This window comes from Lysobacter sp. Soil_C_15 (assembly GCF_057657315.1).
The window spans coordinates 1-22,748 of the sequence record NZ_JBDGIR010000015.1; the positions used below are offsets into that span (position 1 = coordinate 1).

The 22,748-nt window shown below is 70.1% G+C and carries 20 protein-coding genes; 16 read left to right on the forward strand and 4 right to left on the reverse strand.

Annotation, left to right across the window (positions count from 1 at the left end; genetic code table 11):
- Nucleotides 1-200 precede the first annotated feature (200 nt).
- The gene (locus tag AC3A57_RS22100; RefSeq protein ID WP_487580864.1) at nucleotides 201-2,603 is read right to left on the reverse strand and encodes a TonB-dependent receptor plug domain-containing protein; all 2,403 of its coding nucleotides are present in this window, start codon (nucleotides 2,601-2,603) and stop codon (nucleotides 201-203) included.
- A gap of 205 nt (nucleotides 2,604-2,808) precedes the next feature.
- Here AC3A57_RS22100 and AC3A57_RS22105 point away from each other — a divergent pair, with 205 nt between their 5' ends.
- The 4 genes from AC3A57_RS22105 (at nucleotide 2,809) to AC3A57_RS22120 (ending at nucleotide 8,391) form a co-directional block, all read left to right on the forward strand.
- Nucleotides 2,809-4,683, forward strand: coding sequence for an ABC-F family ATP-binding cassette domain-containing protein (locus tag AC3A57_RS22105; protein WP_487580865.1), 1,875 nt, complete (start codon nucleotides 2,809-2,811; stop codon nucleotides 4,681-4,683).
- 353 nt (nucleotides 4,684-5,036) lie between these two features.
- Nucleotides 5,037-5,369 (forward strand): FmdB family zinc ribbon protein, encoded by a 333-nt coding sequence (locus AC3A57_RS22110; RefSeq protein WP_487580866.1) that lies wholly within the window; start codon nucleotides 5,037-5,039, stop codon nucleotides 5,367-5,369.
- A 537-nt stretch (nucleotides 5,370-5,906) separates the two neighbouring features.
- On the forward strand, nucleotides 5,907-7,673 hold the full coding sequence (aspS, locus tag AC3A57_RS22115; RefSeq protein WP_487580867.1) for an aspartate--tRNA ligase: 1,767 nt from the start codon (nucleotides 5,907-5,909) through the stop codon (nucleotides 7,671-7,673).
- A 175-nt stretch (nucleotides 7,674-7,848) separates the two neighbouring features.
- Nucleotides 7,849-8,391, forward strand: a complete 543-nt coding sequence (locus AC3A57_RS22120) for a GNAT family N-acetyltransferase (RefSeq protein ID WP_487580868.1) — start codon at nucleotides 7,849-7,851, stop codon at nucleotides 8,389-8,391.
- Nucleotides 8,392-8,626: 235 nt separating this feature from the next.
- Here AC3A57_RS22120 and AC3A57_RS22125 read toward each other — a convergent pair whose 3' ends face one another.
- The 3 genes from AC3A57_RS22125 to AC3A57_RS22135 form a co-directional block, all read right to left on the reverse strand.
- Entirely contained in the window at nucleotides 8,627-9,100 is a 474-nt protein-coding gene (locus tag AC3A57_RS22125) for a hypothetical protein (protein WP_487580869.1), read from the reverse strand.
- Between the two features lie 28 nt (nucleotides 9,101-9,128).
- Nucleotides 9,129-10,325 (reverse strand): LamG domain-containing protein, encoded by a 1,197-nt coding sequence (locus AC3A57_RS22130; RefSeq protein ID WP_487580870.1) that lies wholly within the window; start codon nucleotides 10,323-10,325, stop codon nucleotides 9,129-9,131.
- A 236-nt stretch (nucleotides 10,326-10,561) separates the two neighbouring features.
- Nucleotides 10,562-12,058, reverse strand: coding sequence for a DUF4832 domain-containing protein (locus tag AC3A57_RS22135; RefSeq protein WP_487580871.1), 1,497 nt, complete (start codon nucleotides 12,056-12,058; stop codon nucleotides 10,562-10,564).
- Nucleotides 12,059-12,268: 210 nt separating this feature from the next.
- Here AC3A57_RS22135 and AC3A57_RS22140 point away from each other — a divergent pair, with 210 nt between their 5' ends.
- From AC3A57_RS22140 to AC3A57_RS22195, 12 genes are all read left to right on the forward strand, one after another.
- Nucleotides 12,269-12,937, forward strand: a complete 669-nt coding sequence (locus tag AC3A57_RS22140; protein ID WP_487580872.1) for an esterase/lipase family protein — start codon at nucleotides 12,269-12,271, stop codon at nucleotides 12,935-12,937.
- 93 nt (nucleotides 12,938-13,030) lie between these two features.
- A complete protein-coding gene (locus AC3A57_RS22145; RefSeq protein ID WP_487580873.1) occupies nucleotides 13,031-13,762 on the forward strand; it encodes a YebC/PmpR family DNA-binding transcriptional regulator in 732 nt (243 codons plus the stop codon).
- A 97-nt stretch (nucleotides 13,763-13,859) separates the two neighbouring features.
- Nucleotides 13,860-14,441, forward strand: coding sequence for a crossover junction endodeoxyribonuclease RuvC (gene ruvC, locus AC3A57_RS22150; protein WP_487580874.1), 582 nt, complete (start codon nucleotides 13,860-13,862; stop codon nucleotides 14,439-14,441).
- A 180-nt stretch (nucleotides 14,442-14,621) separates the two neighbouring features.
- On the forward strand, nucleotides 14,622-15,215 hold the full coding sequence (gene ruvA, locus AC3A57_RS22155; RefSeq protein ID WP_487580875.1) for a Holliday junction branch migration protein RuvA: 594 nt from the start codon (nucleotides 14,622-14,624) through the stop codon (nucleotides 15,213-15,215).
- Nucleotides 15,216-15,246: 31 nt separating this feature from the next.
- The gene (locus tag AC3A57_RS22160) at nucleotides 15,247-17,184 is read left to right on the forward strand and encodes a potassium transporter Kup (RefSeq protein ID WP_487580876.1); all 1,938 of its coding nucleotides are present in this window, start codon (nucleotides 15,247-15,249) and stop codon (nucleotides 17,182-17,184) included.
- Between the two features lie 298 nt (nucleotides 17,185-17,482).
- Entirely contained in the window at nucleotides 17,483-17,932 is a 450-nt protein-coding gene (locus AC3A57_RS22165) for a cupin domain-containing protein (RefSeq protein ID WP_487580877.1), read from the forward strand.
- Between the two features lie 371 nt (nucleotides 17,933-18,303).
- Nucleotides 18,304-19,338 carry a Holliday junction branch migration DNA helicase RuvB gene (gene ruvB / locus AC3A57_RS22170; protein WP_487580878.1) on the forward strand — a complete coding sequence of 345 codons (1,035 nt, stop codon included), beginning with the start codon at nucleotides 18,304-18,306 and terminating at the stop codon, nucleotides 19,336-19,338.
- Nucleotides 19,339-19,367: 29 nt separating this feature from the next.
- Nucleotides 19,368-19,823, forward strand: coding sequence for a tol-pal system-associated acyl-CoA thioesterase (gene ybgC, locus AC3A57_RS22175; protein ID WP_487580879.1), 456 nt, complete (start codon nucleotides 19,368-19,370; stop codon nucleotides 19,821-19,823).
- A 97-nt stretch (nucleotides 19,824-19,920) separates the two neighbouring features.
- On the forward strand, nucleotides 19,921-20,703 hold the full coding sequence (tolQ, locus tag AC3A57_RS22180; protein ID WP_487580880.1) for a protein TolQ: 783 nt from the start codon (nucleotides 19,921-19,923) through the stop codon (nucleotides 20,701-20,703).
- A 76-nt stretch (nucleotides 20,704-20,779) separates the two neighbouring features.
- The gene (tolR, locus tag AC3A57_RS22185; protein ID WP_487580881.1) at nucleotides 20,780-21,229 is read left to right on the forward strand and encodes a protein TolR; all 450 of its coding nucleotides are present in this window, start codon (nucleotides 20,780-20,782) and stop codon (nucleotides 21,227-21,229) included.
- On the forward strand, nucleotides 21,226-22,173 hold the full coding sequence (locus tag AC3A57_RS22190) for a cell envelope integrity protein TolA (protein ID WP_487580882.1): 948 nt from the start codon (nucleotides 21,226-21,228) through the stop codon (nucleotides 22,171-22,173). The genes tolR and AC3A57_RS22190 overlap by 4 nt, the downstream gene beginning before the upstream one ends.
- Nucleotides 22,174-22,656, forward strand: coding sequence for a hypothetical protein (locus tag AC3A57_RS22195; RefSeq protein WP_487580883.1), 483 nt, complete (start codon nucleotides 22,174-22,176; stop codon nucleotides 22,654-22,656). It begins immediately after the preceding gene.
- Nucleotides 22,657-22,748 lie beyond the last annotated feature (92 nt).

The following is a 22,748-nucleotide window of genomic DNA, read 5'->3' on the forward strand; positions in this document are numbered from 1 at the left end:
CTGCTCCGCACAGGCCATCCCTGGCCTGGCTGCGCACGGCCCGCATCCCTGCGGGCCGCCCTCCGGGGCTTCAGGGCATTCTCGCGAGATCGGTGCGGCGCCAAGCTCTTCACGGCAACGGCAACGGCAACGGCAACGGCAACGGAAAAAACGAAGGCCGCAATGCGGCCTTCGGGGGGCGGTTCAAGCGCGCAACGATCTCACCACTTGTAGCCGACCTTGGCGTAGGCGAACGCGCCGTTGAAGCCGAACGGGGCGTAGCTGCTGTAGGGCAGCTGGCCGCTTTCGCTGTTGGCGTAGATCGTTTCGTCCGGGTACTCGTTGAGGACGTTGTCGCCGCCGACGGTGAATTCCCAGCCGTTCACCGCATAGGTCGCGGCCAGGTCGAGGGTCCACTTGGCGGCGAAGGTCTGGTCGCGCGCGCCGCTAGGGTCGTCGTTGAAGGTGTGGAACTCGCCGTAGCGGGTCGCGGTGGCGTCGAAGCGCCAGCCGCCGGTGTTCCAGCTGCCGCCGAGGAAGAACTTGTCGCGCGGCGCGCCCTGGGTGATGCGGCCGCGCTCGACCCGGCCGATGCGCTGCAGGTTGAGGCCGCCGGCGGTCAGACCGGGCGGGTTCGGCGCGATCCGCTCCAGGGTGGTCTTGTTGCGGTTGTAGCCGGCGGTGAGGTCCAGCGCGCCGCCGGCCAGCGGCCAGCGGTAGCTGCCGACGATGTCCAGGCCGCGGGTGCGGGTGTCGACCGCGTTGGTGAAGTAGCGGCCGCCGTTGATGCCGGGGTAGCCGCGCGCTTCCAGGAAACGCGCCACCGCCGGGCCGCGCAGGTTCTCCGACAGGATGATCCGGTCGTCGATGTCGATCTGGTAGGCATCGACGGTGATGTACAGCGATTCCAGCGGCTGCAGCACCAGGCCCAGGCCGATATTGGTCGATTCCTCGGCCTTCAGCGGCTCGGCGCCGAGCGCGATCGCGGCCGGGTCGTCGACGGCGAAGGTGCGGACCTGGAACGGATTGGGGTCGCCGAGCACGATCACGGTCTGGGTCGACTGGTAGAACTGCTGCTGCAGCGACGGTGCGCGGAAACCGGTGGACACGGTGCCGCGCAGGGCGACCTTGTCGGTGAAGGCGTAGCGCGCCGACAGCTTGCCCGAGGTGGTCTGGCCGAAGTCGCTATAGCTTTCGTAGCGCGCCGCCGCGCCCAGCGACAGTTTGTCGGTGACGTCGGTCTCCAGGTCCAGGTAGAAGGCGTGGCTGTTGCGGTTGCGGCGGCTGGCGTCGGCCGGGGTGAAGCCGGGGAACACCTGCGCGCCCGGCGCGCCCGGTTCGGGCCCGGCGACGTAGGAGGCCGGTTCGCCCGGCGACTGGTTGAACTTCTCGCCGCGCCATTCCGCGCCGAACGCGACGGTCAGCGGATAGTCCAGCCAGCCCAGGTCGAAGGCCTTGTTGAAGTCGGCGTTCAGCACGTTCTGGGTGACTTCCAGCGCGCCGATGTAGAAATCGCGCGGCGAGCCCGCGCCGAGGCTGCGATTGAGGCTGTGGCGGACGTCGAAGTCGAGCTGGTTCTGGCCGTAGTTGTAGCTCAGGTCCAGGTTCCAGCCGCCGGCGGTGCGGCCGCGAAGGCCGAACACGAAGGCGCGGTCCTGGCTGAGGTTGTCGATCTGCGGCAGGAAGCCATCCGGATACACCGAGCGGATGTTGTTCGGATTGCCGGGGGCGCGGAAGTAGCCGTTGGAGATGGCGCGGCGGCGGCTGGCGGTGCCGAAGGAATAGAACTCCACCCCTTCGGCCGGGCTCCACTGCGCGTTGTAGGCCAGCGCGGCCTGATCGATTTCCGGATCGCCGTAGCGGTGCACGACCCTGCCGGGCGGGTTGCTGGTCGGGCCGACCGGGCCCAAGTAGGGGCGGGCGCGGTTGGTGTTGTCCTGGTGCCCGCCTTGCGCGGCCAAGTGCAGCTGGCCGTTCTCGCCGAAGGAGAAACCGGCGTCGCCGGAGAGCTGGTACTGCTCGCCGTCGCCGGCGCTGTACTGGCCGTAGCGGGCGGCGACCGAGCCGCCTTCGCCGGCGCCCTTGAGCACCACGTTGACCACGCCGGCGATGGCGTCGGAACCGTACTGGGCCGAGGCGCCGTCGCGCAGCACCTCGACCCGCTCGATCGAGGCGATCGGGATCGCGTTGAGGTCCACCGGCGAGGAGCCGCGGCCCTGGCTGCCGTTGAGGTTGATCAGCGCGGTGGTGTGGCGGCGCTTGCCGTTGACCAGCACCAGCACCTGGTCCGGGGCCAGGCCGCGCAGCTGCGCCGGGCGCACCGCATCAGTGGCGTCGGTGATCGCCGGGCGCGGGAAGTTCAGCGAGGGCAGGGCGCGGGCGAGGGCGGTGGCCAGCTCGACCGTGCCGGTGGCCTCCAGGGTCTGCGGGGTGATGATGTCGATCGGCGCGGTCGATTCGGCCACGGTGCGGTCGGACACGCGCGTGCCGGTGACGATCAGGGTATCGAGGTTGGTCGGGTTGGCCTCGGCCGGGGCGGCGGCCGGCGCCTGCGCCCAGGCGGGCGAGGCGGCGAGGGCGAGCAGGACGGCGCTGGCGAGCAGGGACGGGTTGCGGGCTTGCATGGAGACTCCGGACGGATCGAGCGGGGGACGCCGGGCCGAACGCCGCCGCTGCGGCCGGCGCGTGGCGCGCTTTGCCGCAGAAGGCGTCCGGATTGGCGCGTGGGGGCGGTCGGATACCGACGGACCGATTATTCGACGGCGGTCGCGGCCGCGGCCGAACATGTCCTCATGAGCAAATGCCGATCAGTCATGCGACCATATCGGGATGATTTCCTTCCGTGATTTCGCCCTGCGGCGCGGCGAACGCCTGCTGCTGTCCCAAGTCGACCTGGCCCTGCATGCGGGCTGGCGGGTCGGTGTGATCGGCCGCAACGGCACCGGCAAGTCCTCGCTGTTCGCGGCGATCCAGGGCGAAGTCGAGGCCGACCGCGGCGACATCGACGTGCCCAACCGGGTGCGCATCGCCAGCGTGGCCCAGGAAACCCCGGCCCTGTCCGACCCGGCGCTGGACTTCGTCCTGTCCGGCGACAGCCGGGTCTACCAGGTCATCGTCGCCGAGCGCGAAGCGGTCGAACGCGAGGACTGGGAGGCGGTGGCCGAGGCCCACCATCAGCTGGAAGAGCTCGGCGGCTACGACGCCACCGCGCGCGCCGGCAAGCTGCTGCACGGCCTGGGCTTCAGCGCCGACACCCACGAACGCGCGGTCAAGGAGTTCTCCGGCGGCTGGCGGGTGCGCCTGAACCTGGCCCGCGCGCTGATGACCCCGTCGGATCTGCTGCTGCTCGACGAACCGACCAACCACCTGGACCTGGACGCGGTGCTGTGGCTGGAACAGTGGCTGCTCAAGTATCCGGGCACGCTGCTGATGATCTCGCACGACCGCGAGTTCCTCGACGGCGTCAGCACCCACACCCTGCACCTGCACGAGGGCAAGGCCAAGCTGTACGTCGGCGATTACACCGCCTTCGAGCGCCAGCGCGCCGAACACCTGCGTCAGCAGCAGATCGCGTTCGAGAAGGAACAGGTCGAGCGCGCCCACCTGCAGAGCTTCATCGACCGCTTCAAGGCCAAGGCCAGCAAGGCCAAGCAGGCGCAGTCGCGGATGAAGCGCCTGGCCAAGCTGGCCGGCACCGAGGCGGTGCGCGCCGAGCGCTCTTTGCGGATCGACCTGCCGGTGCCGGACAAGCTGCCGCATGCCTTGCTGCGCCTGGTCGAGGCCGACTGCGGCTACGGCGCCCACACGGTGCTGCGCGGCGCCAGCTTCATTCTCGAAGCCGGCGACCGGGTGGCCCTGCTCGGTCCCAACGGCGCCGGCAAGTCGACCCTGGTCAAATCGCTGGTCGGCGAGCTGCCGCTGCTCGGCGGCGAACGCAGCGGCCATCCCGATCTGCGCATCGGCTACTTCGCCCAGCACACCGTGGAATCGCTGCGCGAAGGCGCAAAACCCATCGACCTGCTCGGCGAGATCGCGCCCGGCGTCGCCACCCAGCAACTGCGCGACTTCCTCGGCAAATGGAATTTCCCCGGCGACCGCGCCTTCGAATCGGTCGACGGCTTCTCCGGCGGCGAGCGCGCGCGGCTGGCCCTGGCCCTGATCGCATGGCGCAAGCCCAACGTGCTGCTGCTCGACGAGCCGACCAACCATCTCGACCTGGACATGCGTGAAGCGCTGGCCGAGGCGCTGGCCGATTTCGACGGCGCGATCGTGCTGGTCTCGCACGACCGGCACCTGATCGGCCTGGTCTGCGAAACCTTCGTCCGCGTCGCCGACGGCGTCGCCCAGGCCTTCGACGGCGACCTCGACGCCTACGCCAGCTGGCTGCGCACCCGCGATTCCAGCAACGACGGCAAGGGCGCCAAGCCGGCCGCCGCTGCGGCGGCTCCCGCGCAGGCCGCGCCCGCGCCGGCCGCGGCGGGCAAGGGGGCGCGCAAGCCCAACCCGGCCAAGCTGGCCGCGGCGGAAAAGCGCGTGGCCGAACTGGAATCCAGGCTGCACACCCTGGACATGGACCTGGCCGACCCGACCCGCTACGCCGGCGGCGGCGACAATGCCGCCGAACTGGCCCGGCAGCGCGAGCAGGTCGCCGCCGAGCTGGCCCAGGCCGAAGCCGACTGGATGGCGATGTACGAGACGGCCTGAATTCCGATCCGAAGCGGCGCTCGCCCTCCCATCCGGGGCTCGCAGCACCGTGAGCCCCTTGTAGGAGCGGCGTCCCACGGGGATTTCCTGCGGCCACAAGCCGCGACCAACCGCAGCGGCGGCGCCACGTCGCCGCCCGAAGTCGGGCCTTCTGGGAGCCGCAGAGTCCGAAGCCTCCGATCGCCCGGGCCTCGGCTGCCGCGCTTGCGTGCATCCCTGCCGCTGTTCGCGGCACAAGCCGCTCCTACCGTGCGGCTGGGACCCGATCCGGCCTGCCGCCGGGTCCGGGCGCTTGCATCCGCGCCTTCCGGCCCCACACTGTGCCCCTCCCGCCCGCTCCAATCGTTACCGCCATGCCGATCTATGCCTTCCAGTGCAGCGCCTGCGGCCACAGCTTCGACCGCCTGCAGAAGCTGTCCGACGCCGATCCGACCGTCTGCCCCGAATGCGGCGCCGAGAAAGTCGGGCGCCAGCTGACCGCGCCGCAGTTCCGCCTCGCCGGCGGCGGCTGGTACGAGACCGATTTCAAGAAGGACGGCGACAAGAAGCGCAATCTGGCCGACGGCGGCGCCTCGTCGGGCGCCGGCGAGGCCAAGCCCGCCGACAAGCCGGCCGAGGCCAAGGCCGAAAAGAAGGCCGACCCGGCGCCGGCCCCGGCCAGCAAGCCCGCCTCCGGCGCGGCCTGAACCGGCCGCCGCCGGTCGTTGCCGCAGGGGCGCCGCAAGGCGCCCCTTTGCTTTGGATGAGGCCCCTCGCGCCGCAAGGCGCCCCTTCGCTTTGCATGAGGCCCTCGCGCCGCAAGGCACCCCTTTGCTTTGGATGAGGCCCCTCCCCGCCGCAAGGCGCCCCTTCGCTTTGGATGAGGCCCCTCGCGCCGCAAGGCGCCCCTTGCTTTGGATGAGGCCACCCCCGCCGCAAGGCGCGCCCTTGCTTTGGATGAGGCCACCCTGCCGCAAGGCGCCCTTGGTTTGGCCAAGGCCAAGCCGCAAGGCGCTGCTGCACATCGGGACGGAGTTTCGGCCGCTAGCGGTCCCCTTTGGCCCCCGGGGCGGGGCCGTTCGGCATTGCGGCGCCGCGCCGGCGCCGCCGGACCCTTCGCCGGCGTGCGGCCTGGACTAGAATGGTCGGTCCCGGCCCCAAGCCGGCGCGGGCCGCCGGCGTTTCGCGGCCCGCCCTCCTGCTGCACCCCCCCACGATTCACCGATCGACCAAACGGAGCTTTCATGCGTACCCACTTCTGCGGCCTCGTCGACGAGGCGCTGATCGGCCAGACCGTCACCCTGTGCGGCTGGGTCAACACCAATCGCGTCCAGAGCCACGTGGTGTTCACCGATCTGCGCGATCACGAAGGCGTGGTGCAGATCGTGGTCGATTCGGACATGGGCGAGCTGTTCAAGACCGCCGGCGACCTCAGCGTGGAAAGCTGCGTGCGGGTGACCGGCACGGTGCGCGCGCGCGGCGCGGCCAACGACAAGATCCGCAGCGGCAAGGTCGAAGTGCTGCCGAGCGCGATCGAAGTGCTGAACAAGGCCGAGCCGCTGCCGTTCCACGCCCACGAGAACGCCGGCGAAGAGACCCGCCTGACCTACCGCTACCTGGACCTGCGCCGTCCGGAAATGCAGAAGATGATGCGCACCCGCATCCGCCTGGTGCAGTCGCTGCGTCGCTGGCTGGACGCGCGCGGCTTCCAGGACATCGAAACCCCGATCCTGACCAAGGCCACGCCGGAAGGCGCGCGCGACTTCCTGGTTCCGGCGCGCATGCACCCGGGCGAGTTCTACGCCCTGCCGCAGTCGCCGCAGTTGTTCAAGCAGATCCTGATGGTGGCCGGCTTCGACCGCTACTACCAGATCGCGCGCTGCTTCCGCGACGAAGCGCTGCGCGCCGACCGCCAGCTCGAGTTCACCCAGCTCGACATGGAGTTCGCCTGGGTCTCCGAGCGCGACGTGCAGGACACCGTCGAGGGCATGATCCGCGAGGTGTTCAAGGAAACCATCGAGGTCGAGCTCGATGCGCAGTTCCCGCGCATGACCTATGCCGAGGCCATGCGCCGATACGGTTCGGACAAGCCGGACCTGCGCATCGATCTGGAGTTCGCCGACATCGCCCAACTGGTCAAGAGCTGCGAGTTCAAGGTCTTCACCGACTGGGCCAACCATGCCGACGGCCGGGTGATCGCGCTGCGCGCGCCGGGCGCCGCGGGCTGGTCGCGCAAGCAGATCGACGAGGCCGGCGCGCATGCGGCCAAGCACGGCGCCAAGGGCCTGGCGTGGATGAAGATCGAGGACGCCGGCAAGGGCCGCGAGGGCATCAATTCGCCGATCGCCAAGTTCTTCGACGACGCCACTCTGGCGGCGATCGTCGCGGCCGCCGGCGCGCAGAGCGGCGACATGATTTTCTTCGGCGCCGCCGACTACAAGACCGCCAGCGACTTCATGGGCGCGCTGCGCCTGAAGCTGGGCCGCGACCTGAACCTGATCCAGGACGGCTGGAAGCCGCTGTGGGTCACCGACTTCCCGATGTTCGAGTGGGACGAGGAAGCGCAACGCTACGTCGCCCTGCATCACCCCTTCACCGCGCCGGCGGTGGACGACATCGCCGACCTGCGCGCCAACGCCAAGACCGCGGTGTCGCGCGGTTACGACATGGTGCTCAACGGCAACGAGATCGGCGGCGGTTCGATCCGAATCCATCGCCCGCAGATGCAGTCGGCGGTGTTCGATCTGCTCGGCATCGGCGCGGAAGAGGCGCAGGCCAAGTTCGGCTTCCTGCTCGACGCGCTCAAGTACGGCGCGCCGCCGCACGGCGGCATCGCCTTCGGCATCGACCGCATCGCCGCGCTGATGGCCGGCACCGAGTCGATCCGCGACGTGATCGCTTTCCCCAAGACCACCAGTGCGCAATGCCTGATGACCGGCGCGCCCTCGAAGATTCCGGACGCGCAGTTGGCCGAAGTGCACGTGATGGTGCGGCCGAAGGACCCGGCCTGAACCACGTCCGCGGCGGTCCGGCGGATGCCGGGCCGTCGTCGCGACGTTGCGCCTTGGGACAGGGGCCCTGGCCCCGGTGCATTCGATCGGGAGCGTACCGGTCCGGACCGATGCGTCGGAGCCGAGGCCCCTTTCGCATCGAATTTTCAACCCACCGAGTCGAACGACTGCGCACATGAACGCCGACGCCCAGCCCGAGAACTTCAGCATCCGCCGGGCCGCGCCGGCCGACACCGCCGCCCTGGCCGAGATTTCCGCGCGCAGCTTCGTCGAGACCTTCGGCGATTCGTATCCGCCCGAGGATCTGAGCCGGTTTCTGGCCGAGACTTATTCGCACGCGGCGATCGGCGCCTTGCTGGCCGATCCGCGTTACGCGGCCTGGCTGCTCGAACGCGACGGGGTTGCGGTCGGCCACGCCCTGGCCGGTCCCTGCGGCCTGCCGCATGCGGACGTCGCGCCGGGCGACGGCGAACTCAAGCGCCTGTACGTGCTGCGCGAGGCGCAGAACGGCGGCTGGGGCGGACGTCTGTTCCAGACGGTGCTGGACTGGCTGGAGCGCGACGGCCCGCGCAGGCTGTGGATCGGGGTGTGGTCGGAGAACTACGGCGCGCAGCGCTTCTACGGCCGGCACGGTTTCGAGAAAGTGGGGCATTACGAATTCGTGGTCGGCGACACCCGCGACCACGAGTTCATCCTGCGTCGCGACGCGCGCGGCTGAGCGCCCTTTCCCGGCGCGACGACCGACCCCTGCAGGAGCGGCGTAAGCCGCGACCGCCGCAGCGGTGTACGCGAGCGGTTCCTGCGAAGCCAGGCTATCCGCTCTTCGGACGCGGCGCTCTCGATCGTCGCTGCGGCGGTCGCGGCTCACGCCGCTCCTACAGAAGCGGATTGCCGCTTCCGGCGATGCACCGCGAAAACAGCTCCGCCCGCGAGGGGCGGAGCCGTGCGCCCGCTCAGGGCTGGTCGAGCAACACGTTCAGGGTCTTGGCGTCGAGCGCGCCACGCTTGTGGCCGAGCTTGAGCAGCATCGCCTCCAGATCGCCGGCCGCGGCCGAGACCCGGGTGGTCGCCGCGGCGGCCTTGAAATCGCTGGCCGGCGCGGTGTCGATGCGGACCTCGCGGCCCTTGATCGTCAGCGGCTGCGGCTGGACCTTCGCCGCCGGGCCGCCGACGTGCTCGATCAGGATGCCGTTGTAGCCCAGCACCGGTTCGGCCGCGGCGCCTTGCCTGGCCGGCGCGGCCAGGGCATCGGCCAGGCGGCTTTCGATCGCGCGCAGCGAGGCCGGGTCGGTGACGGTCAGCTCCGGATTCGGCCGGCCCGAGTACACCAGGTAGGTGATGCGCAGCCCGGGCGATTCGGCGGCGCCGGCCAAGGCCGGGGCGGCGAGCAACAGCAGGGACGCGCACAGGGTCTTGAACTTGGACATGGTCGTGGTTCCTCCGTGAGCCTGGGATTCAGTTGACTTGCTCATGGCCGGCGCCCTCGATGCTGTCGGACCAGACCCGGTAGAAGCCGCAGAAGTCCGAGTACGGGCCGCGGTTGGCGTTGCGCGGGTCGAGGATCTCGTTGCCCGAGTTGTCGCGGTTGGTGGCCGCGGTGCCGCCGGGCTTGTGGGTCCACTTGCCGTTCGCATCGCGACGATACCAGTGGTAGTCGTAACCCGGCGCGACGACCAGGGCGGCGATGTTCTTGTGGCTGAGGTCGTTGATCTGGGTCGCGGCGACCGGTTCCAGTCCGTCGCGGTTGGCCGCGGCGACCACCGCCGCGCAGCTGAGCGAGGTGTACATCGCGCCGGCGGCGCGGCCGGGCTGGGCGAAGGTGTTGGTGGCCTTGTTGTTGGCGTAGTTGTAGCAGTTGTTGTTGCGCTGGCGGGTGCTGCCGTCGTTCCAGTAGGTCGGCTGGAACGCGGTGCGCCCCGGCGCCATGATCTCGCCGATGCCGCCGGCGGTGTCCGGGATCAGGCTGCGGTTGTAGACCAGCACCTCGTCGATGCGGTCGCCGAAGCGGTAGGAGGCGATGTCCTTGTGTCCGCCGATCAGGAACGGCCCGTCGAAGTTGTCGATGTTGTCCAGCCGCGGCGTCTGCTGGTCGGTGGTGCGGTAGCCGTCGATGTAGAACGAGATCGTCGCCGGCGACGTGCTGCGGTTGACCGCCACCGCGACGTGGTGCCAGCGGTTCGGGCTCAGCGTGCGGCTGCCGTTGGAGACGTAGTTGTCCCAGGTGGTGCCGTTGTTGAGCTGCAGCAACAGGTGCTGGCCGTTGTAGACGGTGAACGAGTAGCCGCGGCCGGCGCCGCTGGCGCGGTTGTCGATGATGGTCTTGACCGAGGACGAGGATGGGTTGGCCATGCGCACCCAGGCGGCGAGGGTGAAGCTGCCGGTGCCGAAATTGAGGTTGGCCGAGTTCGGCACCTGCGCGTACTTGCCGCCGCTGAAATCGCCGGCGGTGTTGAGCCAGCCCCAGGACGAGGCCGTGCCGCCGACCAGCGTGCCGTTGCGGCCGTAGCCGCTGGTGTCGAATGCGGTGGTGCCGGACAGGTCCAGATGCCATTCCCCGACCAGTCCCTGCGTGACCCGCGGCGGCGCGGCGTGCACGGCGAAGCAGGGCGCGAGGGCCAGGCCCAGCGCCAGAAACCATGACGATCGATTCATACCGACTCCCTGGTGATGCCCGATGCGGGCGTCGGCAATCTAGGCGGGGGCCGGGGCGCGGACCGTGACTGGCGGCGCGCTTCGCAGGCGGCCGCCGCGCCGCCGCGGCAGCGGCGCGCGCATGTGTGAGCGGGGCCGGTTTCGTACCGGAACCGCCGTGTGAATGTGCTTCATGAGACGCTGCCCGATGAGCGGGCGGACCGGCGCGCGACCACCGCCACGCCGGCCCGCCGCGGTCACCGACGGGCCGTCGTCGCGACGGTCACCGTCCCCAAGACCAGGCGGCCGCTGCCGTCGCGGCCGACGTTCTGCGGCGCGATGCCGGGACGGCCCGGCCAGCTGTCGGCGATCGCCAGGCGCAGCGAATAGCGGCCCGGCGCCAGCGTCGCCGGCACCTGCGCGCTGGCGTCGGTCGGCGCCGCCGGCGCGCCCGGCAGCAGCGCGTTGAGCGGATAGTCGAAGCTGGCCTTGGCGCGAGTCGCGCCGGCGCCGTCGACCCAGTGCAACTGGGTGTCGTAGACGTGGTACAGCGGCGCCGAGCCGGTGTTCTCGACCGCGAGCTTGAGCGCGATGGTCGCGCCGGGCTGCATGGCGTCGGGCCAGTTGGCCTGGCGCACGGTGAACTCGTAGCCCAGCGCGCGCTTGATCGTGCGCATCTTGGCCGGGAAGCCGGTGCCGGTGTTCTCGTGCTGGCCGGCCGGGCCGAGCCAGCTGAAGTGGTAGTCGCGCAGCAGCTTGACGATGTCGGCGGTGCGCGAGGTCCAGGTCTTCTTCTGGTCGGCGTAGGGGCTTTCGCCGCCGATCGGATTGGTCTTCCAGTTCGCGCGCGCGGCCGGCACTTCGTTGCGATAGCCCCATTCCAGGTTCCACCAGCCGGTGTCGTCGCAGCGCGGCATGCGGGTGGCGAACAGGTTGCACATCGCGGTGAAGGAGGGGAAGAAGTCTTCGCTGATGCCGAAGTCGGCGCCGCCGATGTCGCTGGCGCGGGCGTAGCGGGTGTGCACCGGGGTCTGCACGAACGCGCTCGCGTAGGCGTCGCGCACCGCGGCGCGGGTGGTCGCGTCCGGCTCCCAGGCTTCGCAGCCGGAGGTGTGCCACTCGCCCCAGAAGCCGAGCAGGCCGACGTGCACCGCGGTGATGCGCGGGTCGCCGTCGTAGCGCGCCGCGAAGGCGCGCACGAACTGGCGCAACTGCTCGCGCATCGCCGGGGTGTTGTACTCCGGCGCGCGGCCGGGGCCGTCGCCGCCGCAGCTGCTGTAGTCGTGGCCGACCACGTTGAACGGCGCCTGCTCGAGGAACTTCGGGTAATCGCGCTCGAGCTGGCCTTCGGCGGCGTCGAAGAAGTGGCTGATGTTGTTGGACACGCCATCGGGATAGTCGGCGACCGGACGCAGCACGAAGGTCGCGTTCGGGTTCTCCTTCAGGATCGGTTCCAGGTGACGTTTCTCGAAACCCGCCCAGTCGTACCGCTCATCTGCGGTTTCGATTTCCCGCCAGGGGACGTAGATCTGGTACATGGTCGCGCCGTAGTGGTTGTCCGGCAGCCCGCCGTCGGCGGCGACGGTGGTGCCCCAGAGCAGGAAGCCGCGATGAGGATTGGACAGGTCGTCGCTGCTTTGCGCGGGGCGAAGTTCGCCTGCATCCGCGCGTACTGCTGGAAACACCGTGAGCGCGGCCAGCAGAGCCGAAGCGAGTACGTTGGCGATGGGCAGGGGCGAGTGCCGCAGAGTCATACGGGACGTCCGGGGGCGAGGGGAGGTCGTGCATGGTCGCGGCCGCCGGCCTGCGCCGGATCGGAACTAAGTCACATTCCATCCGGACGTTTGTTTTTATCTGCGTCTTTGCCCACGCCGGCCGCGCTGCGGATGGCTGCGGCCGCCGGCGCGGGACCGCGCGCCGGCGGCGGGCTTGGTTTCGGCGCGGGCGGCGACCATAGTCCGGGCATGAGTCCCGTCGCCGCCGCCGCACCCGCCAAGCCCTCCGCCCGCCCGCGCGGCCCGCGCCGGGTGCTGCTGCTGCATGGCATCTGGATGCCGGGCCTGTCGATGGCCTGGCTGGGCGCGCGCCTGGCCCGGGCCGGGTTCGAGCCGGAAGTGTTCGCCTACGCCGGCGCCGGCGCCGGTCCCGAGGCGGTGGTGCCGCGCCTGATCGAACAGATCGGGCGGTTCGACGAGCCCTGCCATCTGCTCGCCCACAGCCTGGGCGGATTGATCGCCCTGCGTGCCTTGAGCGAACGCCCGCAGCTGCCGGTGCGGCGGGTGGTGTGCCTGGGCTCGCCGCTGTGCGGCAGCGCCGCGGCCGGCGGCCTGGCCCGCCACGCCTGGAGCGCGCCGGCCTTGGGCCGCGCCGCCGAGCTGCTGCAGCGCGGTTGCCCACCCTGGCGGGGCGCGGCCGAGGTCGGGGTGATCGCCGGCCGCAGCCCGCACGGCCTGGGCCAGTTCTTCGGCCGCTTCCAGGGCGACAGCGACGGCACCGTGGCGGTGGCCGAAACCCGCTTGCCCGGGCTGGCCGCGCATATCGTGATCCCCGCCAGCCACAGCGGCCTGCTGTTCTCGGCCCAGGCCGCGGGCCTGGCCGAGGCCTTTTTCCGTCGCGGGCGCTTCGGCGACTGAGCCGGCGGCGCCGGTCGATCGCGGCCGATCGCCGGCGGCGCGGCGCAATCGAGTAAAATCACCGGTTCGTTCACAAAATACGCCGGTAGCGCCATGGGTAGAGGTCCGTCGATCGAAGCACGCAAGAACGCCGAAGACGCGCGTCGCGGCAAGATCTTCACCAAGATCATCCGCGAGATCAGCGTCGCCGCGCGCCGCGGCGGCGGCGACCCCAACGGCAATCCCGGCTTGCGCAGCGCGGTCGACAAGGCCCTGTCGGCCAACATGTCCAAGGACGTGATCGAGCGCGCGATCAAGAAGGCCACCGGCGCGCTGGAAGGCGTGGATTACGAAGAGATCCGCTACGAGGGCTATGCCCCCGGCGGGGTCGCGGTGATCGTCGACTGCCTGACCGACAACAAGGTCCGCACCGTCGCCGACGTGCGCCACGCCTTCGGCAAGTTCGGCGGCAACCTCGGCACCGACGGCTCGGTGTCGTTCATGTTCGCCAAGCGCGGCGTGCTGTGGTTCCCGGCCGGCGCCGACGAAGAGAAGATCACCGAGGTCGCGATCGAGGCCGGCGCCGACGACATCGTGGTCTATCCCGAGGACGGCTCGATCGACGTACTGACCGCGCCGGACGCCTTCGCCGCGGTCAAGGCGGCGATGGACGCCGCCGGCCTGGCCGCCGGCCAGGCCGAGGTTACCTTCCGCGCCGACAACAACATCGCCGTCGCCGGCGAAACCGCCCAGCAGGTGGTCAAGCTGCTCAACTGGCTGGAAGACATGGACGACGTGCAGAACGTCTATTCCAATGCGGACCTGGGCGAAGACGCGTATGCGTGACGGGCGGGACTCGGGACTCGGGACTCGGGACTCGCACGCGGCCCTCGCGGCCGTTTGCCGCCTGCGCCGCTGAGCCCCAGAACCGGCTGCAGTCCTCATGTCGACTTCCGCTTCCCATCCGAGTCCCGAGGCCCGAGGCCCGAGTCCCGGCACCCGCCGCATCCTCGGCATCGACCCCGGGTCGCAGCGCACCGGCGTGGGCGTGATCGACGTCGGCGCCGACGGGCGCTGCGTCTACGTGCATGCGCGGGCGCTGAAGCTGCTCGACGCGGAGGACTTTCCTTCGCGCCTGGGCCTGCTGTGCGAGGGCCTGGAGGCGGTGTTGGACGAATTCCGCCCCGACCAGATGGCGATCGAAACGGTGTTCATGGACAAGTCGGCGACCTCGGCGCTGAAGCTCGGCCATGCCCGCGGCGCGGCCCTGGCCACGGTGGTGCGCCGGCGCATTCCGATCAGCGAGTACCCGCCGCGGGTGATCAAGCAGTCCCTGGTCGGCCGCGGCGCTGCCGACAAGCAGCAGGTCCAGCACATGGTGCGGCTGTTGCTGAACATTCCCGAAGCCAAGTTGCAGGCCGACGCCGCCGACGCGCTTGCGGTCGCCCTGACCCATGCCCACATGAGCGCCACGGCCCAGCGCACCGGCATCGCCGCTCATCAGCTGCGCAGGCGCGGCGCCTGAGATGGCCGCCGTCCATCCTGCCGCCGGCGGCGGCGCATCGGTCCCGGCGCACGGGGTAGGGTGCCGCGCGCGCGGCTGCGTCGTATCCGGGGCGGACGTGGATACTGTCCCGCCGCCCGTCGTCTCGTTCTTCGGCTGCGCCCCGCGTGGCGCGCCGCATCGTCCATCTGGAGTCAGGTCGTGATCGGTCGCCTCAAAGGCATTCTCGTCCACAAGCAACCGCCGTGGCTGGTGGTCGACGTCCACGGCGTCGGCTACGAGCTGGAAGCGCCGATGAGCACGTTCTACGACCTGCCCGAACTCGGCCGCGAAGTGGCCTTGTTCACTCATTACGCACAGAAGGAAGACAGCGTTTCGCTGTACGGCTTCCTGCGCGAAACCGAGCGGCGCCTGTTCCGCGACGTGCAGAAGGTCAGCGGGATCGGCGCCAAGATCGCCCTGGCGGTGCTGTCGGGCGTGCCGGTCGAGGAATTCGCCCGCCTGGTCCAGGCCGGCGACGTCACCGCGTTGACCCGCATCCCCGGGATCGGCAAGAAGACCGCCGAGCGCATGGTGGTCGAGCTGCGCGACCGCGCCGCCGACCTGGCCGGCGCCGGCGCCGCGCTCGGGGTTTCCGGCGGCGTGCCGGCCGACCCGCAGAGCGAGGCGGTGGTGGCCCTGCAGCAGTTGGGCTACAAGCCGGCCGAGGCCGCGCGCATGGTGCGCGATGCGGCCGCCGCCGGCGACGATGCCGCCGCCATCATCCGCAAAGCGCTAAAGTCCGCGCTGCGCTGAGCCCCCTCGGGTCGTTCCCGGAAGCCTACGAATGTCCTCCACGGTTCCCAGTTCCCAGTCCACGCATGCGCCCTCCGCCGATGGCGGCCATCACGGCCACCATCCCAAGCAGGGGCTGCCCGGCCTGATCGTGGGCGCGATCGGGGTGGTGTTCGGCGACATCGGCACCAGTCCGCTGTACACGCTGAAAGAGGCGTTCTCGCCGCATTTCCACCTGACCAGCAACCACGACACCGTGCTCGGCATCCTGTCGCTGGTGTTCTGGGCGCTGATGATCGTGGTGACGCTGAAGTACGTCACCATCATCATGCGCGCCGACAACGAGGGCGAAGGCGGGATCATGGCGCTGATGACCCTGGCCCAGCGCACCCTGGCCAAGGGCGGGCGCTCGGCCTATGTCGTCGGCATCCTCGGCATCTTCGGCGCCTCGCTGTTCTTCGGCGACAGCGTCATCACCCCGGCGATCTCGGTGCTCGGCGCGGTCGAGGGCCTGGAAGTCGCCGCGCCCGGCCTGCACCGCTTCATCGTGCCGATCACCGTGGTCATCCTGGTGATGGTGTTCCTGGCCCAGCGCTTCGGCACCGAGAAGGTCGGCAAGGTGTTCGGGCCGATCACCATGATCTGGTTCGTCTCGCTGGCGGCGATCGGCATCTACAACATCGTCCAGGAGCCCGAGGTGCTGAAGGCGCTGAACCCGTGGTGGGGCGTGCGCTTCTTCATGGAGCACGGCGCGCAGTCGGTGCTGATCCTGGGCGTGGTGGTGCTGGCGGTGACCGGCGGCGAGGCGCTGTACGCCGACATGGGCCACTTCGGCGCCAAGCCGATCCGCTGGGCCTGGTACCTCATGGTCCTGCCGAGCCTGATGCTGAACTACCTCGGCCAGGGCGCGTTCGTGCTGCAGCACCCGCGCGCGGTGGTCAACCCGTTCTTCGAAGCGGTGCCGTCCTGGGCCCTGTACCCGATGATCGTGCTGGCGACGATGGCCGCGGTGATCGCCTCGCAGGCGGTCATCACCGGCGCCTACTCGGTCGCGCGCCAGGCCATGCAGCTGGGCTATATCCCGCGCATGCAGATCAAGCACACCTCCAGCAGCACCATCGGCCAGATCTACGTGCCCTACATCAACTGGATCCTGGCGATCGCGGTGATCACCGTGGTCCTGGCGTTCCGCAGCTCGACCGCGCTGGCCAGCGCTTATGGCATCTCGGTGTCGGCGACGATGCTGATCGACACCCTGCTGCTGGCCCTGGTCGCGCGTGCGCTGTGGCCGCGCTGGCGCAAGTGGGTGCTGCCGCTGTGCGTGGTGTTCTTCGTGGTCGACGTCGGCTTCGTGATCGCCAACGGCGCCAAGTTCTTCGACGGCGCCTGGTTCCCGCTGGTGCTGGGCCTGGTGGTGTTCACCCTGCTGCGCACCTGGCGCCGCGGCCGCGAGTTGCTGCACGAGGAAGTGCGCAAGGAAGGCATCCAGCTCGACAGCTTCCTGCCCGGACTGATGTTGGCGCCGCCGGTGCGGGTGCCGGGCACGGCGATCTTCATGACCGCCGACAAGGGCGTGGTGCCGCACGCGCTGCTGCACAACCTCAAGCACAACAAGGTGCTGCACGAGCGCAACGTGTTCCTGACCGTGGAGACCCTGGGCGTGCCGTACGCGCCGAAGGACAAGCGGCTCAAGATCGAGGCGATCGGCAACGACTTCTACCGGGTGCTGATCCGCTTCGGCTTCATGGAAGTGCCCGACGTGCCGCTGGCGCTGATGCGCTCCTGCGACGCCGGCGGGATCTACTTCGACCCGATGGACACCACCTATTTCGCCAGCCGCGAGACCGTGGTCGCCAGCCGCCACCGCGGCATGCCGATCTGGCGCGACCGCCTGTTCGCCTTCATGCACCGCAACGCGGCGCCGGCGACCGGCTTCTTCCGCATCCCGGGCAATCGCCTGGTGGAGCTGGGCGCGCAGGTGGAGATCTAGCCGCGCTGCGCGCGGCCGGGAACAGGGAACAGGGAATGGCAAGAGCCAAGGGCGGGATCTTTGGCTCGGGCGGATTTCAGCTCGAATCCCAGGCAGTGAAGCTGCGAAGGCGTTCCGCAGGCCCAGCCACGACGCCACCGCTTGCCCAATCCCCAATCCTGCCCCAGGGCAATAGCGCCGCGGGCAACGCTGCGGTGCGCCGGGCGCGACGGGAAGCATCGTTGCAGCGGCGGCGGATTCCGCCGGGCGCCGGCTGCGCCTAGCTTCGTCGGCACTTTCCGACGACGAGGTGTCCGCGATGTCCCAGCCCCGCGCTTTCGTGATCCAGGAACGAGACGCCGAAACCCTGCGCGGCAACGGTTCGCAGCTGTGGCTGCTGGCCGAGGCCAGCGACTGCTGCGGCGCGCTCGGCGCCAACCGATTGCGCCTGGAGCCCGGCTCGGCCGGGGCCCGGCCGCATCTGCACAAGCGCTCCAGCGAAGCCTTCTACGTCCTGGACGGCGCGCTGGAGATGATCATCGACGGCGAGCCGGTGCGGGTGGAGCAGGGCGGCTACGCGGTGATTCCCGCCGGCGTGGTGCACTCCTTCGCCGCCGGCCCCGACCAGGTCGCCGACGTGTTCGTGACCCTGGCCCCGGGCGTGGACCGCTTCGACTACTTCCGCGCCCTGCCGGCGATCCTGCGCGGCGAGGTCGACGCCGAGTCCCTGGCCGAAATGCACGAGCGCTACGACGTGCATTTCGTTTGAGCGCCCGGCCCGCCGTCTGCCTTTCGTTTGAGCTGGCCCGGCCACCGTCCCAGCCTCTGCCTTTGCCGCTTCCCCCCTTCGAGAAGGGGGGCAGGGGGGATTTGCTTCTGCTCTCATGGCAATAAGCCCAAAAGCAAATCCCCCGCGCTGTAGTCCGCGGCGGGCTTCGTGCCGGCGCTGGGCGCCAGCCCCCTTTTCCAAAGGGGGCGCCGATTGGTGCGCCCGTTTCTCCAGGGCCGATTCCCGCCCATGCGAACCCCGACGATCACGGTTCTGCGATGCGGGCCGCCTGCCTAAGCGAGGTCGTAGGCCGAAGCCCGCCGGCACGTCCCACCCCTGCGCCCGCGCCCGTCCCATGCGAACATAGCCGCATGAACGACCGCATCATCGCCGCCGGCGCCACCCGCGAAGACGAGGCCATCGAGGCCTCGATCCGGCCCAAGCGCCTGGACGAATACCTCGGCCAGCAACCGGTGCGCGAGCAGCTGAAGATCTACATCGAGGCCGCCAAGCACCGCGGCGAGGCGCTCGACCACGTGCTGATCTTCGGCCCGCCGGGCCTGGGCAAGACCACCCTCAGCCATGTCATCGCCAACGAACTCGGAGTCAACCTGCGCCAGACCTCCGGCCCGGTGATCGAGAAGGCCGGCGACCTGGCCGCGCTGCTGACCAATCTGCAGCCGCACGACGTGCTGTTCGTCGACGAGATCCACCGCCTCTCGCCGGTGGTGGAGGAAGTGCTGTACCCGGCGATGGAGGACTACCAGATCGACATCATGATCGGCGAGGGCCCCGCGGCGCGCTCGATCAAGCTCGACCTGCCGCCGTTCACCCTGATCGGCGCGACCACCCGCGCCGGCCTGCTGACCGCGCCGCTGCGCGACCGCTTCGGCATCGTCCAGCGCCTGGAGTTCTACAACGCCGAGGAACTGACCCGGATCGTGCGCCGCTCGGCGCAGATCCTGGGCATCGCCTGCGAACCGGAGGGCGCGGCCGAGATCGCCAAGCGCTCGCGCGGCACCCCGCGCATCGCCAACCGTCTGCTGCGCCGGGTCCGCGACTACGCCCAGGTCCGCGCCGGCGGGATGATCGACCGCGCCACCGCCGACGCGGCGATGGCCATGCTCAAGGTCGACCCGGAGGGCTTCGACGAGCTCGACCGGCGCCTGCTCAAGACGATCATCGAGGCCTTCGACGGCGGCCCGGTCGGGGTCGAGTCCCTGGCCGCGGCGCTGAGCGAGGAGCGCGGCACCCTGGAAGACGTGATCGAACCCTATCTGATCCAGCAGGGCTACCTGGTCCGCACCGCCCGCGGCCGCATGGCCACCCCGCGCGCTTACCGCCATATCGGCCTGGACCCCAGAGAATCGAAAATCGGGAATGGAGAGTCGGGCGAGTTGTTCTGACGCCCATACCTGCGAACCTGGAAGTCGTCATGGCCCCCGAATCCCCCCTCCCGAATCCCCCCTCCCGCATGTTCAGTTGGCCGACACGCGTCTACTGGGAAGATACCGACGCCGGCGGGCTGGTGTATCACGCTCAATATTTGGCTTTCATGGAGCGCGCGCGCAGCGAATGGGTGCGTGCGCTCGGGTACGGACAGGACGGTCTGCGCCTGCAGCATGGGCTGTTGTTCGTGGTCGCCGGCATGCAGATCGGCTTCCTCAAGCCGGGCCGGCTCGACGATGCGCTCGAGGTCACGGTGGAACTGCGGCGCTGCCGCCGCGCCAGCCTGATCTTCGCGCAGACGGTGCGGCGCGGCGAGGAAGTCCTGATCGAGGCCGAGGTGCGGGTCGCCGCGGTCGACGCGGCGCAGCTGCGTCCGTGCCCGATCCCGCCGGAGCTGTATGCGCAATTGCAGGCGCAGTCGGTCCCGGACCCGGCCGGCTGATCCCGCCGCCATCCACCCCAATGACCGGCGGTACGTTACTTCCCACGCACCGTCCGCCCCGACACAGGCCCGCGTTTCGGGCTATGGAGAACCAAGCATGACGTCATCGCTGATCGCGCTTCTGGCCACGACCGTGGAAGCCCTGCCGGAGGAAGCCGCCCAGGCCGTGACGCAGGGCGCGGCCGCGGCCGGCAACGCCGCCGCCTCGTTCAACCTGTGGGATCTGGTGATCAAGGCCAGCATCCCGGTGCAGTTCATCATGCTGCTGCTGGTGGTCGCTTCGCTGACGTCCTGGATCATCATCTTCCGCAAGTGGAAGGTGATCCGCCGCGCCAAGGCCGAGGCCGATCAGTTCGAGGAGCGCTTCTGGTCCGGCGCCGAGCTGTCCAAGCTGTACGCCGGCAGCACCGAGCGCAGCCGAGCGATCGGCGGCCTGGAGGCGATCTTCGAATCCGGCTTCCGCGAGTTCAACCGCATCCGCCAGCGCCGCGGCGTCGACGCCCGCGCCCAGCTCGAAGGCGCCCAGCGGGCGATGCGCGCGACCGGCTCGCGCGAGCTCGACGGCCTGGAGCACAACCTGGAGCTGCTGGCCAACATCGGCTCGACCTCGCCCTACATCGGCCTGGTCGGCACCGTGTTCGGCATCATGGTGACCATGCACTCGCTGGTCTCCGCGTCCAAGCAGGTCGGTATCGCCGACGTCGCCCCGGGCATCTCCGAGGCGCTGCTGGCGACCGCGATGGGCCTGTTCGTGGCGATCCCGGCGGTGTGGGCCTACAACCGCTTCGCCACCGGCGTGGAGCGCCTGGCGGTGCGTTACGACGCGTTCTCCGAAGAGTTCTCCTCGATCCTGCAGCGCCAGGCGCACCTGGACGAGTGATGCGGCGCAAGCCCGTCGCCCCGACCCGCCCGCGCCCGCATCGCCGCGGGCAACGCGCCTAACCGAGGAATCCGCCATGTCCGGCACCGCCATCCGCCGCCATCGCAAACGCAAGCTCAAGGCCGAGATCAACGTCGTCCCCTACATCGACGTGATGCTCGTGCTGCTGATCATCTTCATGGTCACCGCGCCGCTGCTGACGCTCGGCATCGACGTCAACCTGCCCAATTCCAACCTCAAGTCGATGGACACCAAGACCGACCCGGTCGTGGTCCAGGTCGACGAGCACGGCAACTACTTCCTCGCGGTCAAGGCCGGCAGCAACGAGGCGGTCAGCGCCGAAACCCTGGAAACCAAGGTCCGTGCCCTGGTCCAGCAGAACGGCAAGGACAAGCTGCAGGTGTTCGTCGCCGGCGACGGCCGCGCCAACTACCAGCCGATCATCGAGGCGATGAACATCCTGCAGGACGCCGGAGTGCAGAAGGTCGGCCTGATGAGCCAGCCGGAGAAGGGCGCCAAGCGATGAGGGAAACCCGCGCCGACACCACCCAAGCGGTGCTGCTGGCCGTGCTGCTGCACGGCCTGCTGGTCGCGGCCATCCTGTTGAGCATGCTGTGGCGGCCGAGCGAGCAGGTGTCCGCCGCCGGTTCGCCCTTGTCGTCCGAGTTGACCGAGTTCAGCGACCTGTCGGCGGCGATGCAGCGCACCCTGCGCAATCGTCCCGAGCCCTTGCCGCAGCCCGAGCCGGAGCCGGAAGAGGCTCAGCCGCTGCCGCAGCCGGTGCCCGAGCCCAAGCCGCAGGACGCGGTCGCGCCGCAGCAGCAGTCGCCGCAGGATTTCATCCCGGTGCCCGACGAGACCACCCAGGAACAGGTGGTCGACACGCCCACGCCGAACCGCGCCGAAGAACAGAAGGTGCAGGAGGCCAAGGCCAGGCAGGCCCAGGTCGACCTGACCGAGCAGAAGCGCCAGCAAGAGGCGCAGCAGAAGCAGCGCCTGGCCGAGCAGCAACTGCTGGAAAACCAGAAGAAGCTCGAGCAGATCCGCCGCGAACGCGCGCGCCTGCAGCGCGAGCAGGACCTCAGCGCGCAGAAGCTGCAGCAGATCGCCGACGCGCGCGCGGCCAAGGCCAGCCAGGCCGCCGCCGCGGCGACCCCGGCCAACAGCGGCAACCAGGGCGTCGATACCGGCCTGGCCGCGCGCTACGCCGCGGCCCTGCAGGCGGCGATCGTGCAGAAATGGACCCGGCCCGATTCGATCCCGGTCGGCGCCGGCTGCCGCCTGAACATCCGCCAGTTGCCCGGCGGTCAGGTGAGCGGGGTGGAAGTGGTCGAGCCCTGCGCCTACGACGAACAGGGCCGGCGCTCGATCGAGGCCGCGGTGCTCAAGGCCCAGCCCTTGCCCTATGCCGGGTTCGAGAGCGTGTTCTCGCGCAACCTCAACCTCAACTTCAAGGCCGAGGACCGCTGAGTGGCGGCCACGGACGGCGACCGCAGCCGCGTGCGCGGCGCCCGCTGGCCGGCCGCCGCACTCCTGGCCGCCTGCGCCTTCGCCGCCGCTGCGGCCGGCCCGGCGCCGGACCCCTGCGCCGCCCGGCCCGAGCGCTGCGCGCCGTACAAGGCCCAGCGCTACGCCGAGGAGATCCAGAATGCGGTGCTGGCGCAATGGCGGCCGCCGGCCGGCCTCGGCGCCGACCGGGTCTGCGTGTTCGAACTGCGCCAGCGCCCCGGCGGCCGCCTCGACTCGGTCGCCGCGGTCCCGCCCTGCGCCTTCGACGCGCCGGCGCGCGAGTCCTTCATCGCCGCCGCGCGCGCCGCCCAGCCCTTGCCCTACCAGGGCTACGAGCAGGCCTTCCGGCCGGTGCTGCGGCTGGAAATCCGCGGCCCCGAGCCCGACGATCCGCCGCCCAAACGCTGGTGGCAGCGCCTGCGCGAACGCGGCCGGGACCGCTGAACAGGGCAGGGCGGCGCTTCCGCCGGCCGCAGACCCCGAGCCGCGCCATGCCGATCGTGCCTTTTGCGGCCGAAACCGGCCGCGCAACGCGA

Bases quoted from the DNA above. Each gene is read 5' to 3' on its own strand.
- AC3A57_RS22135 (WP_487580871.1), bottom strand. From the start codon at position 12,058: ATGACTCTGCGGCACTCGCCCCTGCCCATCGCCAACGTACTCGCTTCG.
- AC3A57_RS22140 (WP_487580872.1), top strand. From the start codon at position 12,269: ATGAGTCCCGTCGCCGCCGCCGCACCCGCCAAGCCCTCCGCCCGCCCG.
- AC3A57_RS22165 (WP_487580877.1), top strand. From the start codon at position 17,483: ATGTCCCAGCCCCGCGCTTTCGTGATCCAGGAACGAGACGCCGAAACC.
- AC3A57_RS22110 (WP_487580866.1), top strand. From the start codon at position 5,037: ATGCCGATCTATGCCTTCCAGTGCAGCGCCTGCGGCCACAGCTTCGAC.
- aspS (WP_487580867.1), top strand. From the start codon at position 5,907: ATGCGTACCCACTTCTGCGGCCTCGTCGACGAGGCGCTGATCGGCCAG.
- AC3A57_RS22125 (WP_487580869.1), bottom strand. From the start codon at position 9,100: ATGTCCAAGTTCAAGACCCTGTGCGCGTCCCTGCTGTTGCTCGCCGCC.
- AC3A57_RS22120 (WP_487580868.1), top strand. From the start codon at position 7,849: ATGAACGCCGACGCCCAGCCCGAGAACTTCAGCATCCGCCGGGCCGCG.
- AC3A57_RS22190 (WP_487580882.1), top strand. From the start codon at position 21,226: ATGAGGGAAACCCGCGCCGACACCACCCAAGCGGTGCTGCTGGCCGTG.
- ruvB (WP_487580878.1), top strand. From the start codon at position 18,304: ATGAACGACCGCATCATCGCCGCCGGCGCCACCCGCGAAGACGAGGCC.
- tolQ (WP_487580880.1), top strand. From the start codon at position 19,921: ATGACGTCATCGCTGATCGCGCTTCTGGCCACGACCGTGGAAGCCCTG.
- AC3A57_RS22100 (WP_487580864.1), bottom strand. From the start codon at position 2,603: ATGCAAGCCCGCAACCCGTCCCTGCTCGCCAGCGCCGTCCTGCTCGCC.
- AC3A57_RS22145 (WP_487580873.1), top strand. From the start codon at position 13,031: ATGGGTAGAGGTCCGTCGATCGAAGCACGCAAGAACGCCGAAGACGCG.
- ybgC (WP_487580879.1), top strand. From the start codon at position 19,368: ATGGCCCCCGAATCCCCCCTCCCGAATCCCCCCTCCCGCATGTTCAGT.
- tolR (WP_487580881.1), top strand. From the start codon at position 20,780: ATGTCCGGCACCGCCATCCGCCGCCATCGCAAACGCAAGCTCAAGGCC.
- AC3A57_RS22160 (WP_487580876.1), top strand. From the start codon at position 15,247: ATGTCCTCCACGGTTCCCAGTTCCCAGTCCACGCATGCGCCCTCCGCC.
- AC3A57_RS22130 (WP_487580870.1), bottom strand. From the start codon at position 10,325: ATGAATCGATCGTCATGGTTTCTGGCGCTGGGCCTGGCCCTCGCGCCC.
- AC3A57_RS22105 (WP_487580865.1), top strand. From the start codon at position 2,809: ATGATTTCCTTCCGTGATTTCGCCCTGCGGCGCGGCGAACGCCTGCTG.
- ruvC (WP_487580874.1), top strand. From the start codon at position 13,860: ATGTCGACTTCCGCTTCCCATCCGAGTCCCGAGGCCCGAGGCCCGAGT.